10 protein-coding genes are annotated in these 14,372 nt (G+C 33.7%); 4 read left to right on the top strand and 6 right to left on the bottom strand.

The window, feature by feature from the left end:
- Positions 1 to 55 precede the first annotated feature (55 nt).
- The 3 genes from GM3709_RS14645 to guaA all read right to left on the bottom strand — a co-directional run bounded on the left by GM3709_RS14645 (position 56) and on the right by guaA (position 4,818).
- Positions 56 to 2,446, bottom strand: a complete 2,391-nt coding sequence (locus GM3709_RS14645; protein WP_066120734.1) for an ATP-binding cassette domain-containing protein — start codon at positions 2,444 to 2,446, stop codon at positions 56 to 58.
- Between the two features lie 92 nt (positions 2,447 to 2,538).
- Positions 2,539 to 3,198, bottom strand: coding sequence for a peptide-methionine (S)-S-oxide reductase MsrA (gene msrA, locus GM3709_RS14640; protein WP_066121970.1), 660 nt, complete (start codon positions 3,196 to 3,198; stop codon positions 2,539 to 2,541).
- Between the two features lie 72 nt (positions 3,199 to 3,270).
- Positions 3,271 to 4,818: a glutamine-hydrolyzing GMP synthase gene (gene guaA / locus GM3709_RS14635; RefSeq protein WP_173645753.1), complete on the bottom strand. Its 1,548-nt coding sequence runs from the start codon at positions 4,816 to 4,818 to the stop codon at positions 3,271 to 3,273.
- A 495-nt stretch (positions 4,819 to 5,313) separates the two neighbouring features.
- On the opposite strand from guaA, the gene GM3709_RS14630 reads away from it, so the two are divergent.
- Positions 5,314 to 7,116, top strand: a complete 1,803-nt coding sequence (locus GM3709_RS14630) for an ABC transporter ATP-binding protein (RefSeq protein ID WP_066120730.1) — start codon at positions 5,314 to 5,316, stop codon at positions 7,114 to 7,116.
- 260 nt (positions 7,117 to 7,376) lie between these two features.
- Here GM3709_RS14630 and GM3709_RS14625 read toward each other — a convergent pair whose 3' ends face one another.
- Together GM3709_RS14625 and GM3709_RS14620 are read right to left on the bottom strand one after the other, a co-directional pair.
- Positions 7,377 to 8,471 carry an alanine--glyoxylate aminotransferase family protein gene (locus tag GM3709_RS14625; protein ID WP_066120728.1) on the bottom strand — a complete coding sequence of 365 codons (1,095 nt, stop codon included), beginning with the start codon at positions 8,469 to 8,471 and terminating at the stop codon, positions 7,377 to 7,379.
- Positions 8,472 to 8,635: 164 nt separating this feature from the next.
- Positions 8,636 to 9,592, bottom strand: coding sequence for an RNA polymerase sigma factor, RpoD/SigA family (locus tag GM3709_RS14620; protein ID WP_066120726.1), 957 nt, complete (start codon positions 9,590 to 9,592; stop codon positions 8,636 to 8,638).
- Between the two features lie 433 nt (positions 9,593 to 10,025).
- Here GM3709_RS14620 and ribD point away from each other — a divergent pair, with 433 nt between their 5' ends.
- Positions 10,026 to 11,111: a bifunctional diaminohydroxyphosphoribosylaminopyrimidine deaminase/5-amino-6-(5-phosphoribosylamino)uracil reductase RibD gene (ribD, locus tag GM3709_RS14615; protein WP_066120724.1), complete on the top strand. Its 1,086-nt coding sequence runs from the start codon at positions 10,026 to 10,028 to the stop codon at positions 11,109 to 11,111.
- A gap of 16 nt (positions 11,112 to 11,127) precedes the next feature.
- Here the strand turns inward: ribD and GM3709_RS14610 are convergent, their stop codons facing one another.
- Positions 11,128 to 11,778: a hypothetical protein gene (locus GM3709_RS14610; RefSeq protein WP_066120722.1), complete on the bottom strand. Its 651-nt coding sequence runs from the start codon at positions 11,776 to 11,778 to the stop codon at positions 11,128 to 11,130.
- 458 nt (positions 11,779 to 12,236) lie between these two features.
- Between GM3709_RS14610 and atpD the strand changes: the two genes are divergently transcribed.
- Positions 12,237 to 13,685 (top strand): F0F1 ATP synthase subunit beta, encoded by a 1,449-nt coding sequence (gene atpD, locus GM3709_RS14605; protein ID WP_066120719.1) that lies wholly within the window; start codon positions 12,237 to 12,239, stop codon positions 13,683 to 13,685.
- A 77-nt stretch (positions 13,686 to 13,762) separates the two neighbouring features.
- Positions 13,763 to 14,164 carry an ATP synthase F1 subunit epsilon gene (gene atpC, locus GM3709_RS14600; RefSeq protein ID WP_066120718.1) on the top strand — a complete coding sequence of 134 codons (402 nt, stop codon included), beginning with the start codon at positions 13,763 to 13,765 and terminating at the stop codon, positions 14,162 to 14,164.
- Positions 14,165 to 14,372 lie beyond the last annotated feature (208 nt).

The following is a 14,372-nucleotide window of genomic DNA, read 5'->3' as shown; positions in this document are numbered from 1 at the left end:
TTTATTAAATTGATTTATCCTCAAAATTCTACCGATTTATCTCGAATTGAGATATTTAAAGAATGTCTTTTCTTTTTTGCATAATCCATGTAATGGTTAAATAGATAAGACTGTGTAATACTAAGATTTTCCAGTTTAAACTTAAATTACCCCAGTCAGGATCATAAACATCCGTAATTTTGAAAGGTGGTTCAATTTCTGTACCATCAGGTAATACTTTTACTTCAGGTACTAGGCTATTGATATTAACTAATGAACCATAAGCACCTACAGACCAACGACTTATCATCGACCACGACAAATACTTAGCAACACCTTCAATTTGAAATAAAACTCCTGAGAAGATAATTTGTGGTAACAAAAGCAAAGGTAAAGCACTATTGGCTTGGGTACTATTTTTGACGGTGGCAGAAATCATTAAACCGAGAGACATGGAGGCAAAAAGTGTTAGAAAAGTGGTGATACTAATCCCTGCTAACCATGAAATTGTCTCGGATTCAGGAGGAGAAAAGGCGAATAAAATAACTGCTACCATCAAAACAGTTTGTAAAAATGCTAATCCACTTAATACGCCTATTTTTGATTTTAAATAAGCGAATAAATTTAGGTTAACTAATCTTTCTCGTAAGTAAATATCTATTTCTTTTACTATTTCTTGTAAGGATGTTGCTAAACCTACCCAAATTGCCGCAGAAGTGAATACAAATATCACAGTTTGAGTTAAAGGTGCTAAAGCTGGATCTGCTTTTTCCCCTAAAATAAAAGGTTCTTGTTTTCTAATAGCTAAATCAATTAAAAATATGCCAATAGGTGCCGTTAATAAAGAGATAATTAAATTAACTTTATCTCTCATAATTAATTGATAATATCTTTGAGATAAAATTAAAACTTGTTGAATAAAATTACCCTTAACTTTTTTTGGTTTTATGGTAGCTTTACTTTGATAATCTGTGCCTAATTTTTGAGTTATATATTTATCATAAAATTCCGATCGTTTAAATTTATTAGCGGTATCTAAAACAGCTTCTTTACTATCTAATTGTATATAAATATCAGCAAAATCTCCTGTTTTTAAGTCAAAAAATTTCGTAGCATCTTGATAATTGCCAAAATAGCATAAATTTCCGCCTTGTCCTAAAAATACTAATCGATCGCAGAGGTTAATATTAGTAGTAGCATGGGTAACAAGAATCACTGTTCTTCCTTGATCTGCTAACTTTCTTAACAATTGCATCATCTTTTTATCCAATCCCGGATCTAAACCAGAAGTAGGTTCATCAAGAAAAAATAGCTTTGGATCTACTAATAATTCTACCCCGATCGAGACTCTTTTTAACTGTCCACCACTCAAATTTTTTACAAAAACATCTCGTCTTTCTACCATTTCAATATCAACTAAAGTTTTTTCAATAATTGAGTCAATATCTGCATCATTAGGTAGTCTTAATTTAGCAGTATATCGCAAAACTTCTTCTACCCTTAAATCACGATGAACAATATCAGATTGAGGTACATAACCAATTTGATTACGATAAATATTAAAGTTATTTCTTAAGTTTTCTCCGTTTAAATATACAGTCCCCGAAGTTGTAGGCTCGATACCTAATAGAGTCCGCATAAAAGTTGATTTTCCCGCACCACTACCTCCCACTAAAGCAACTAATTGTCCAGGTTCGATCGGTAAAGAAATATTGTTTAATAAAGTGATAGGTTTGCCTTTTTTATCTTTAACAACTCTTAAAATATTTTCTGCATCTAAACGAATATTATCCCCGTTATCAGCAATTAATAATTCATCTCCTTGAATGACGAGGGTATAAGGAGCAATTTTAATAATAGATCCTGAAGTTAAATTAATTTTACCATCAACTTTAATATCATCAACAAAAACTCCATTACTGCTATAGTCATGTAAAATATATTTACCGTCACTTTGATAATCTATCACTGCGTGTTTACGAGAAACAGTAGGGGCAATTAATCGTAAATTTGCTGTTTCATCTCTTCCTAAAACTGTAGATTTTTGTTTTAATGAAATTGATTTTTGACCAGTATTTTCGATCGCAAAACTCTTATTTGGATCAAAAAATTGAATCATTACTAAAACATTAATATTTTGTCCAATTCTAATAGTATCACCATTATTTAAACGATAACCCTGATTAGGTGTAATTAAAGAATTATTAATAAATAATTTATTACTACTGGGATTATTTCGATCGCCATCATAGATAATATAATCATTATTAACTTTAATAATAGTAGCCTGACAACGACTAATAACAGACCAATCTGAGGGTACTAATAAATCAGCAAAATTCGGATCTCGTCCTAAAATATGTTGAGATTTTGTTAACTCAAAACAAGGAGAAATTTCACCTTGATTATTAATAATAATATAAGGATTTGTAGCTAAAACAGTAGCATTACTAGGAAAATTATTCATACTTGAATTGATCGTTAAAAGTTAACTTAGTAGAGTGAACAATGCCCACTATTACTAAGCATACTTAAAGATCAAGACAAAAATTCATAAATTTAGTTAAGATTAAAAGAAGGACAAGAAACTTTTGTTCCTCCTAAACCGCAATAACCATTAGGATTTTTAGCTAAATATTGTTGATGATAACCTTCTGCAAAATAAAATTCAGGTGCAGGGATGATTTCTGTTGTAATTTCATCATAACCTGCTTTTTTTAGCTCTAATTGGTACATCTGTTTAGATTTTTCTGCCAAAGTTTGTTGCTCATCAGAATAAGTATAAATACCCGATCGATACTGAGTTCCTTTATCATTCCCTTGACGCATCCCCTGAGTCGGATCATGATTTTCCCAAAATACTTTTAAGAGATTTTCATAAGATATGGTATTAGGATCAAAAACCACCAATACCACTTCATTATGACCCGTTCTACCGCTACAAACCTCTTCATAGCTTGGATTTGGAGTTAAACCGGCACAATAGCCCACAGCCGTTATATAAATGCCTTTTGGTAACTGCCAGAATTTACGTTCAGCACCCCAAAAACACCCCATGCCAAACATTGCCATTTGCATAGTCTCAGGATAAGGAGGACTCATGGGATTACCGTTGACATAATGTTGCTTAGGAATAGGCATTTTTGTACTTCTGCCGGGTAACGCTTCTTCTTTGGTAGGTAAAGTTAATTTTTTATCGCCGAGTCCGAATAAAAACATAGGATTGAATTTAGAATTTAGAATGTTTAAAATGACCCACACATTAATTGTTAATTATTAATTGTTAATTATTTACTCCCATTCGATCGTACCGGGGGGTTTAGATGTGATGTCATAAACCACACGATTAACGCCTTTGACTTCATTAACCATACGATTAGACATAGTTTCTAGTAAATCATAAGGTGGTCTTGCCCAATCTGCTGTCATACCATCTTCACTGGTGATAAGACGTAAGACGATCGGGAAAGCGTAAGTTCTTTGATCTCCCATCACACCAACACTTCTAACCGGTAACAATACTGCAAATGCTTGCCAAAAATCATGATACATACCCCATTTTTTTATTTCGTCTCTAACGATGAAGTCTGCATCTCGCAATATGTTTAGTTTTTCAGATGTTACTTCTCCTAAAATACGAATAGCTAAACCGGGTCCGGGGAAGGGATGACGGGAGACTATTTCTTCTGGTAAACCGATCGATCGTCCTACTTTGCGGACTTCATCTTTGAATAATTTGCGTAGAGGTTCAACTAATTTAAAACGAAGATTTTTAGGTAAACCACCGACATTATGATGACTCTTGATTTTGACAGCAACTCTTTCACCTGTTTTCGGATCAACATTAGTGTCAGCAGATTCGATCACATCAGGGTATAATGTACCTTGGGCTAAATAGTCAAAAGGACCTAAACGGTTAGATTCTTCCTCAAATACTTGGATAAATTCATGACCGATCAAACGACGTTTTTCTTCAGGATCTGTTACACCTTTGAGTTTATCAAGAAATCGATCGCGAGCATTAACATATTGAACATTGATATGAAATTGCCTATCAAAAATCTCCACAAGTCTTTCTGGTTCACCTTTACGCATGAAACCCTGATCAATGAACATACAAGTAAGCTGATCTCCGATGGCTTCATGAAGTAAAAAGGCAAGGGTAGAAGAATCTACACCACCTGATAATGCTAACAATACCCGTTTGTCTCCTACTCTAGCACGAATTTCTTTAATGGATTCTGCCACAAAGGTCTTCGTTGTCCATGTAGGTTCGCAACCGCATATATGATAGACAAAATTGCGAATTAAAGCAGTACCATATTCTGAATGAATTACCTCTGGATGAAATTGAACTCCAAAAAGTTTTTGTTTATGTTCTGCGATCGCTGCACAGGATGTATTATCAGTATGAGCTAGAATTTTAAAACCTAGTGGTAGCTCCGTACAAGAATCTCCGTGACTCATCCACATTGTTGATCCTTGTTCTACGTTAGTAAGCAAATCAGTAGGATCATCTATGTGTAAAGAAGCCTTACCATATTCACCTCTTTTTGCCCTTTCCACCTTACCGCCCAATTGTTTAACCATCAACTGCATACCATAACATACACCTAATACGGGAATGCCCAATTGCCAAATTTCAGGATCACAAAGGGGAGCATAATCGTCATATACCGAACTAGGCCCTCCAGAAAGAATAATACCTTTTGGATTGATTTTTTTTAATTGTTCCGCAGTAGTACGATAAGAAATGACTTCGGAATAAACTTCAGTTTCACGGATGCGACGGGCGATTAATTCTGAATATTGAGAACCGAAATCAAGAATGGCAATCATTTGACGTTGAACATGAATGCTAGAATCAATGTCAGTATCTATATTTTGTGATTTGGGGGGGCTAGTATCTGCTATAGTCACGGGTACTTACTTTAATGTGTTGGTTTTTTATTGGAACATCTGCGATCATCAAAAACCCTGATAAATGGGGAAAATAAGATCATACTTTATTATATATCTTTCGAGGAAACTTAACCTATTATATTTTTAAAATTATCAATTATTCTGTTATTTTTACTAATCCTAATTTAACTTAGTGATTTTTGAATTAATTAAACAGCTACAATCACATTCATCATGATAATTAAGTATAAAAATAAAACAATAAATTGTTAAAATAACCAACGCCCATAATCTTTATAAAATTAGGATATTTTATATTTAAGCTATTCTTTATAAATACTATAATTACTTTATAATTGATTAATGATCAAGAATAAATATTATAGGTTTTATCAATAGTTTATTATACTAATAAATATTTAATATAAAAAAATGCAGATAAAAACAAAAGAGAACGACTGGGGATTATTATTAAAAATAGCTCCTTATGCCAAACGAAACTCATCTATTTTACTAATTTCTTTAGTCTTGTTAATACCTTTATCTTTAGCAGGTGCAGTACAACCTCTCCTTGTAGGTCAAGCAATTTCTTTGTTAAGGAAAGAGCCTACATGGTCATTTTTAAGTACTTATTCAGTGTCTAACGGGTTAAATTTATTAGGTTTTATTTTACTTTTTTCTATTATTATTAGGACTGTTTTTCAATCAGTTCAAGGTTTTTTAGTTCAAAAAGTCGGACAGGAAATAACTGCTTTTATTAGGGACGATTTATTTAATCATATTACTTCTTTATCTTCTAGTTTTTTTCATAAAACTCCCGTGGGAAAATTAGTTACTCGCATTACCAATGATGTGGAAGCATTAGGGGATGTATTTGCTACAGGTGCGATCGGTATTTTAAGTGATTTAGTGTCAATTCTGGTAATTATTTTGACGATGTTTTCTTTACAATGGCAATTGGCTTCTCTGTTGGTATTGATGTTAATTCCTGTCACTGCATTGATTATTTATTTTCAAAGACAATATCGTAAAGCAAATTATATCGCTAGGGAAGAATTATCTACTCTTAACTCCATATTACAGGAAAATGTTGTTGGTATCAATATTGTACAGTTATTTGGTAGAGAAAAATATAATAGTGAAATTTTTAAAGTTACGAACGATCGATACCGTGATGCCGTTGATAAAACTATTTTTCATGATTCGGCAGTGTCGGCTACCCTTGAATGGATTTCTCTGGTGGCGATCGCTGGTGTGTTATGGTTAGGGGGATTATTGGTATTAGGAGATAATCTCAGTTTTGGAATATTATCGGCTTTCATTCTGTATTCTCAACGATTATTTGATCCTTTACGTCAATTTGCTGATAAATTTACCATGTTTCAATCTGGATTTACTGCCATTGAGAGAATTAATGAATTAATGAGTATTCCTGCTGAAATAAAAGATAGAGAAGACAATATTAGTTTTGAAACGAAAGGAGAACATGAGAAAATAGGAGAAATTAGATTTGAGAATGTGTCTTTTGGCTATAAACCCGATGAATATGTTTTAAAAAATCTGAATTTTACTATTAATCCGGGGGAAAAAGTTGCGTTGGTAGGACCAACAGGAGCAGGAAAAAGCTCTATAATTAGGTTATTATGCCGATTATATGAACCAACTCAAGGACGAATTTTAGTTGATGGTATTGATATAAAAGACATAACTCAAAAAGAGTTAAGAAGCCATATTGGAGTAATTTTACAAGAAAGTTTTATCTTTGCGGGTGATGTGAAGCGAAATATCACTTTAGGAGAAGAATACAGTTTTGAAGAAATTAAAAAAGCGGCCGAGATTACTAATATTGATACATTCATCGATCGACTTCCTCTAGGATATGATACACCCTTGAGGGAAAGAGGAGCAAACCTTTCTGGAGGACAAAAACAACTGTTAGCCTTTGCCAGAGTTGCCATTCGTAACCCGAACATTTTAGTTTTAGACGAAGCAACTTCCAGTTTAGATGTGGCAACGGAAGCAGATACTCAACAAGCCTTAGATAAACTATTAATCAACAAAACCGCTATTATTATCGCCCATCGTCTTTCTACCATTCGGAATGTGGACAAAATTTTAGTGTTAAAACACGGAGAATTAATTGAATCAGGGAATCATGATCAATTACTAACAGAAAATGGACTTTATGCTAGTTTATACAAATTGCAAATGTTAACTAACTTCAGTGAACCATAAAAGTATCGGTGAAGATAGGAAAAAAGGAACAGGAAAAAGTAATAATAATTGATTTAAAATATAGTCAAATTAATTTTAGATACAGATTTACTAAATTTAATTCTTTTTTTTCATCGGACTCAGGTCTTATCAGTATAAGTGCTTTTCACTCCTAATTCCTAATTCCTAATTCCTAATTCCTAATTCCTAATTCCTAATTCCTAATTCCTAATTCCTAATTCCTAATTCCTAATTCCTAATTCCTAATTCCTAACTCCTAATTAAGCCAATTGTGCTAAAGTTTCTTTTAACGCCCCTAAAGCACTTAAAACATCTCTTTCCGATACAAAACCTAAATGTCCCATACGGAAAATTTTACCGCTAAGGTGATCTTGTCCACCAGCTAAAGCAATATCATATTTTTTACGCATGATAGAACGAATTTGTTCTGCATCATGTTTGTCAGGAATTACTGCTGTAATAGCTAAAGCGGCGATCTCATCACTGGCATATAAAGGTAAACCTAATGCTTTGACTCCCTCACGACAGATGTGAGTAAGGCGTTTGTGTCGATCGAATATATTTTGTAATCCTTCCTCTTTCATCATTTCTAAAGATGCTTTCAACGCATACATTAAGTTAATGGGAGGAGTGAAAGGAGAACTATTTTTAGCGTTAGCTTTTTTATAGGGTGCTAAATCTAAGTAAAATTTAGGTAAGGTAGCAGTTTTATAGGCTTCCCATGCTTTGTCACTCACTGCCACAAAACCTAATCCGGGAGGAATCATATAACCTTTTTGAGAACCTGAACCAACTACATCTAAACCCCATTCATCGATCGGTACATTAACAGCACCTAAACTGGTGACAGCATCCACAATAATAAGAGCTTCACCGTGAGCTTTAACGTGTTTATTGATGGTTTCTAAATCGTTTAAAACCCCTGTAGAAGTTTCAGAGTGAGTGATAATAACAGCTTTGATTTTTTTCTCGGTATCTTCTTCTAATTTAGCCCTAAAATCTTCAGGATCGAGTTGTTTTCCCCATTCCGCACTGATTTCTTCTACCTCTAAACCGAAGGCTCTACTTAAAATAGCCCATCTTTCTCCAAATTTACCATTATTTCCGACTAAAACTCGATCGCCTTTACTTAAAAAGTTAATGATACCAGCTTCCATAGCCCCAGTACCTGAAGCACAAAGAGTAAGAACTTCATTTTTAGTTTGATGCAACCATTTTAAATCTTCGTTTAACTCGCCGATAATTTTACTAAAATCACCGCTACGATGACCAATAGGATGTTTTGCCATCGCCAACAAAACTCTTTCCGGTACAGGTGTAGGACCCGGAATCATTAACATTAACTTATCTTGCATATTTTTTGATCCTTTTTATACAGTAAATAATTATCAGTGAATAGTGAAAAATTAACAATCAATACGAGAAATTAGGAGTTAGGAAATAGGTAGTCACAATTAATCAATAACCTAACGTCTAATAAATTACATGGCTAATAGTCGGCGTTATTTCTCATTCTTAGTTAACTAGCAATATATTCCTCGACAACTTCCTTACGTTTTCGTAATTTAGTTAAGGCTTCTCTTTCGATTTGTCTAACTCTTTCACGGGAAATGCTGAGAATTTCTCCAATTTTGGACAAGGTTAAAGGTTTACCATCATCTAAACCGTAGCGTAATCTAATTACATCTTGTTGTTGTTGGGTTAATTCAGACATCATACGGTTTAAGTCGAACTGAAGGCAAGAATAGTCAGTGTAGTCTTGTGGTGATTGTCCTTTATCTTCTAATAATTCTCCTAATTCGGTGTCGTTGTTATCTCCCACTTTTAAATCTAAAGATAAGGGTTGACGTGCTTTTCCTAAATACTCTCTAACTTGTTCTGTAGTCAATTCTAGTGCCTCTGATAACTCTGCGATCGTAGCTGGACGACCTTTTTCTTCTGATAGCTTTCTTTGAGTTTGACGAATTTTGTTTAATTTTTCTGTAATATGCAACGGTAAACGGATAGCTCTACTTTTTTCAGCGATCGCACGGGTAATAGCTTGACGAATCCACCAATAAGCATAGGTGGAAAAACGATAACCTTTAGTAGGGTCAAATTTTTCGACACCTCTTTGCATTCCGATCGTACCTTCTTGAATCAAATCTAATAAATCAAGATTACGTTTGAGATATTTTTTGGCAATGGAAACCACAAGACGTAAATTAGCCTCAACCATTTTACGTTTAGCTTTTTCTCCTTGACTAATTTTAATATCTAAATTTTTTTCGCTAATTTTTGCATTTTCTGCCCATTCACTTTTAGAAGGTTCTCGATCGAGTTTTTTTTTCAACGCTTCCCGTTTTTTCTCTAGGGAAACTAACTCTTGAATATGTTTAGCTAAAATAATTTCTTCCTCTTGGGTTAACAGAGGAATCCGTCCAATTTCTTTTAAATAGACTCGAATTGTATCAATATTTTTGGGTAAAGGTTGCATAAGACAATATATATTTATACCAGATTAGTTAATAATATCTAGGGAACTAAAATTATACAGAAGAAAGTGTAAAAGTCAGCAAATTTTTCGCACTTTTATTAATAAAAATACCCTTATTGCTGAGAATCAACCTTGTCTAACTCGGATCAGTTACGGCATAATAGGAAAGTTGACCCTTTATCATCATAGAGCATAGATTTAAGTTTTGTAAAACTTTTTTTTGACTCTTGTCTCTATAACTGATTTAATTAGAGTTTGCACCAAAATAATAAATGTGTTCTATTATACCGTTGATGAGGTATCGAGTTCAATATTTTAAAAAATCTCATTCGAGCTAACTATTGTAGAAAAGTATAAAAAAACAGGTAAGCTCCATGGATACAAAAATATAAATACAAAAGTATCGTATTCTTTCGTAAAAAGGCAAAAGTAAATGACTGATTTCGATCGAAAAATGATGCAACGATGTCTGGAGTTAGCCAAAAAAGCTCAAGGCAAAACATCCCCAAATCCTCTTGTTGGCTCGATCGTTGTTAAAAATGGTCAAATCATCGGTGAGGGTTTTCATCCCCAAGCTGGACAACCTCATGCTGAAGTATTCGCACTACAATCCGCAGGGTCAGATGCTCAAAATGCTACTGTATATGTCAATTTAGAACCATGTAACCATTATGGGCGCACTCCTCCTTGTACAGAAGCCTTAATCAATGCACAGGTCAAAAAAGTGGTCATAGGCTCGATCGATTCTGATAATCGTGTTTCAGGTAGTGGTATTAAAAGATTGATGGATGCAGGAATTGATGTGATAGTAGGTGTTGAGGAGGATGCTTGTTTAAAACTCAATGAGGCTTTTTTTCATCGGGTGAAATATCAACGTCCTTTCGGTATTTTTAAGTATGCTATCACTTTAGATGGCAAAATCGCTACAAATACAGGTCATAGTCAATGGATTACAAGTCCAACAGCTAGAAATTTTGTTCATCATTTAAGAAGTGCCTGTGATGCAATAATTGTGGGGGGTAATACTATCAGAAAAGACAATCCTCAATTAACCACTCATGGAGTAAGCGATCGTAATCCTTTACGAATAATTATGACAAAAACCTTCAATTTACCCTTAAATTGTCAACTTTGGAATGTAAATGAAGCAAAGACTGTTATTTTTACTCTTCCTCAACCTAATTCTTTTTTAAAGAGTCAATTACTAGACAAGGGAGTAGAAATTATTGAGATAGAAGATATTAACCCTTCTCACGTCATGGATAATCTTTATCAACGAGGTTTCAATACTGTTTTGTGGGAATGCGGTGGCAATTTGGCTTCAACAACGATCGAACTTGGTATGATTCAAAAAGTATATGCTTTTATTGCTCCTAAAATTATTGGCGGTGATGGTTTAAGTGCCATAGGTAATCTAAACATTAATACAATAAATGATGCTTTAATATTACATGATACTAATATCTCCGCAATTGGTGATGACTTTTTAATAGAAGGCTATTTACCAATGAAAAATTAAGAATAATAGTCGAATTTTATCTAATTTCAATCAAAAATTTTAATGATTTTCCTTGATATTTGATAATGTATGTAAGTAAGGTATTGATAAAGATAATTATAGCTATCATCTCTAATATTTCTTCCGTAGTGGCTAATAGGGAATAAGCTAAATTTTGCATTCCTCCTGCAATTCTAACCCATGCACCTTCAAGCATTTCAAAACCTAAAGCGGCTCCTATATATAATCCTCCAGAAAAAAGAAAAAGTCTCATAATTTCTGTAGGCAAAGTTGCCAAAAGTTTGGCAAAATAAAATATAGATATGATCACTAATATTGTATAAGGAATGACCCAAACAAAATGAAAAATACCGATTAATCGATCGCCTACCGATCTAAGGATAAGAGCTTCATGTAACTGCAAACCTTCATCTAATGATAAAAAGATAAAAATATAATATAGGTTTCTCCAATGCTTAAAAAATGGATCGTGAAGTTGTTTTTTAAGTAAAAAAATTTGTTTTAAAATAATTGCAGAAATTATTAATAAAAAAACGGAATATAATGTAGGAAAATTCATCTCTCGATCGAGGTTAAAAACCACCATCCATTCACTACGAATATCAAAATGATACTTGGATATTTGAATATACAAATTCATCAAAGCAAAAAAAACAACAATGATCATTAAAAATGTAGTTATCTTCTTTCTGTAGAGCAAAAAATTTATTTCCATTAAGAATTAAATATCTATCGTAAAATTAACAATTCAAGTAACATTACCACAAAAAATTTCAGATAACAGTTAAAATTAGACAGTTAATAATGAATTTTCCCTATATCTTGAAAATGTCCTCATGTTCTGTTTGTCTTGGCAATAACTAAAAAATATCAAGATTCGATCGGATGAGATCATTAGAAAACACCTGAAACAATTAATAGTTGACTTTTAACTCATTTCAAGTAAAAGGCTAAGTACTTAAATGAAAGAAAAGTTTAGAATTTTCGTAAATTCCTAATATTACAGGTTTTTTATTTTAAATTCCAAATTCTGAATTCTAAATTGATCCAGTCCATGATAATCTTGAAAGTGGCAAATTTTATTATAAATTAACATTTACGAAAGTAAATTAACAATAAATCAGCATGGTTGCAGTACAAGAAAAAACAAACGTCGGTAAAATCATTCAAGTAATTGGGCCGGTGGTTGATGCTGAATTTCCTAGCGGCAGTCTTCCCCGTATTTATAACGCTATTCGTGTTGAAGGAACTAACGAAGCAGGACAAGAAGTTTCTGTTACCTGCGAAGTTCAACAACTTTTGGGCGATAACCAAGTTCGTGCAGTATCCATGACTACTACTGATGGTTTAGTCAGAGGAATGGATATAGTTGATTTGGGAGTACCTATTAGTGTACCTGTTGGTAAAGCAACTTTAGGACGTATTTTTAATGTTTTAGGCGAACCTGTTGATAATAAAGGGCCTGTAAACACAACTGAAACCTCTCCTATTCACCGTAAAGCCCCTGCGTTTACTGATTTAGATACTAAACCCACTGTATTTGAAACTGGTATTAAGGTTGTTGACTTATTAACTCCTTATCGTCAAGGTGGAAAAATTGGTTTATTTGGTGGTGCTGGTGTTGGTAAAACCGTTATTATGATGGAATTAATCAACAACATTGCTATTCAACACGGTGGAGTATCTGTATTTGGTGGTGTAGGTGAGCGTACCCGTGAAGGGAATGACCTCTACAACGAAATGATTGAATCTAAGGTAATTGATTCTGAAAATCCTGAAAATTCAAAAATTGCTCTTGTTTACGGGCAAATGAACGAGCCTCCCGGAGCTAGAATGCGTGTAGGTTTATCTGCGTTAACTATGGCAGAATATTTCCGTGATGTTAATAAACAAGACGTATTACTCTTTATTGACAATATTTTCCGCTTTGTTCAAGCAGGTTCTGAAGTATCTGCATTGTTAGGAAGAATGCCCTCTGCGGTAGGTTATCAGCCCACTCTCGGTACAGATGTCGGTGAATTACAAGAACGTATTACCTCCACCAAAGAAGGTTCTATTACCTCTATTCAAGCGGTATATGTACCCGCCGATGACTTAACAGATCCTGCTCCTGCTACTACCTTCGCTCACTTAGACGGTACTACAGTATTATCTCGTGGTTTGGCTTCTAAAGGTATTTATCCTGCAGTTGATCCCCTTGATTCCAGTAGTACTATGTTGCAACCTAGTATTGTTGGTGAAGAACACTATAATACTGCTCGTGCGGTACAATCTACCTTACAACGTTATAAGGAATTACAAGATATTATTGCGATTCTCGGTTTAGATGAATTATCCGAAGAAGATCGTTTAGTAGTCGATCGTGCTCGTAAAATTGAGCGCTTTTTATCTCAACCTTTCTTCGTAGCAGAAGTATTTACTGGTAGCCCTGGTAAATATGTAACTTTAGAAGACACCATTAAAGGATTCAAAAAAATTCTTTCTGGTGAATTAGATAGTCTTCCTGAACAGGCTTTCTATATGGTTGGTAACATTGATGAAGTTATCGCTAAAGGCGAAAAAATGAAAGGCTAAATATTCATTAGGAATTAGGAATTAAAACATAAGTACGAACTTAAATAAAAAATTAAAATATAAAGTATATTCAAATTATGACTTTAACAGTAAGAATAATTACACCAGATAAAACTGTGTGGGATCAAACTGCTCAAGAGGTTATTTTGCCTAGCGGTAGTGGCCAATTAGGGATTTTAACAGATCATGCTCCTTTATTAACTAATCTTGAAATTGGTGTAGTACGAATTCGTCCTGATAAAGAATGGAAGTCGATCGCTATTATGGGCGGTTTTGCTGAAGTAGAACAAAATGAAGTCAAAATCTTGGTTAATGGTGCTGAATTAGGAGATTCTATTAGCAAAGAAGAAGCTCAAACTACTTTGGATGAAGCTCAAAAATCCCTCGAACAAGCGACAGCTAGTGGCGATCGTCGTCAACAAATGAAAGCAACTCAAAGCGTTAAAAAAGCAAGAGCTAGATTACAAGCCGCTAGTTAATAAGCTAAAACTTATGTAGTTTGCTGTCAGTAAAGGCAAGAGAGGAAGAGAAGAAGACAGGGAGACAAGGAGAAAGAGTTCTTTATCATTAAATTATATACAAGTTAAATGCGTCTTAGCTTAATTAACAATAGACAAGAATAAATGATTCGCAAAATTAGTGAGTTATTCGTTATTGATTGTTCATTTTTTTGATAACTTAAAAACA

Source organism: Geminocystis sp. NIES-3709 (assembly GCF_001548115.1).
GTDB lineage: Bacteria > Cyanobacteriota > Cyanobacteriia > Cyanobacteriales > Cyanobacteriaceae > Geminocystis.
Note: the sequence above shows the minus strand (reverse complement) of the source record. Positions and strands in the feature narration are given on the sequence as shown.

Coding starts and splice junctions, on each gene's coding strand:
- GM3709_RS14645 (WP_066120734.1), bottom strand. CDS start 2,446: ATGAATAATTTTCCTAGTAATGCTACTGTTTTAGCTACAAATCCTTAT.
- msrA (WP_066121970.1), bottom strand. CDS start 3,198: ATGTTTTTATTCGGACTCGGCGATAAAAAATTAACTTTACCTACCAAA.
- guaA (WP_173645753.1), bottom strand. CDS start 4,818: ATGATTGCCATTCTTGATTTCGGTTCTCAATATTCAGAATTAATCGCC.
- GM3709_RS14630 (WP_066120730.1), top strand. CDS start 5,314: ATGCAGATAAAAACAAAAGAGAACGACTGGGGATTATTATTAAAAATA.
- GM3709_RS14625 (WP_066120728.1), bottom strand. CDS start 8,471: ATGCAAGATAAGTTAATGTTAATGATTCCGGGTCCTACACCTGTACCG.
- GM3709_RS14620 (WP_066120726.1), bottom strand. CDS start 9,592: ATGCAACCTTTACCCAAAAATATTGATACAATTCGAGTCTATTTAAAA.
- ribD (WP_066120724.1), top strand. CDS start 10,026: ATGACTGATTTCGATCGAAAAATGATGCAACGATGTCTGGAGTTAGCC.
- GM3709_RS14610 (WP_066120722.1), bottom strand. CDS start 11,778: ATGATCATTGTTGTTTTTTTTGCTTTGATGAATTTGTATATTCAAATA.
- atpD (WP_066120719.1), top strand. CDS start 12,237: ATGGTTGCAGTACAAGAAAAAACAAACGTCGGTAAAATCATTCAAGTA.
- atpC (WP_066120718.1), top strand. CDS start 13,763: ATGACTTTAACAGTAAGAATAATTACACCAGATAAAACTGTGTGGGAT.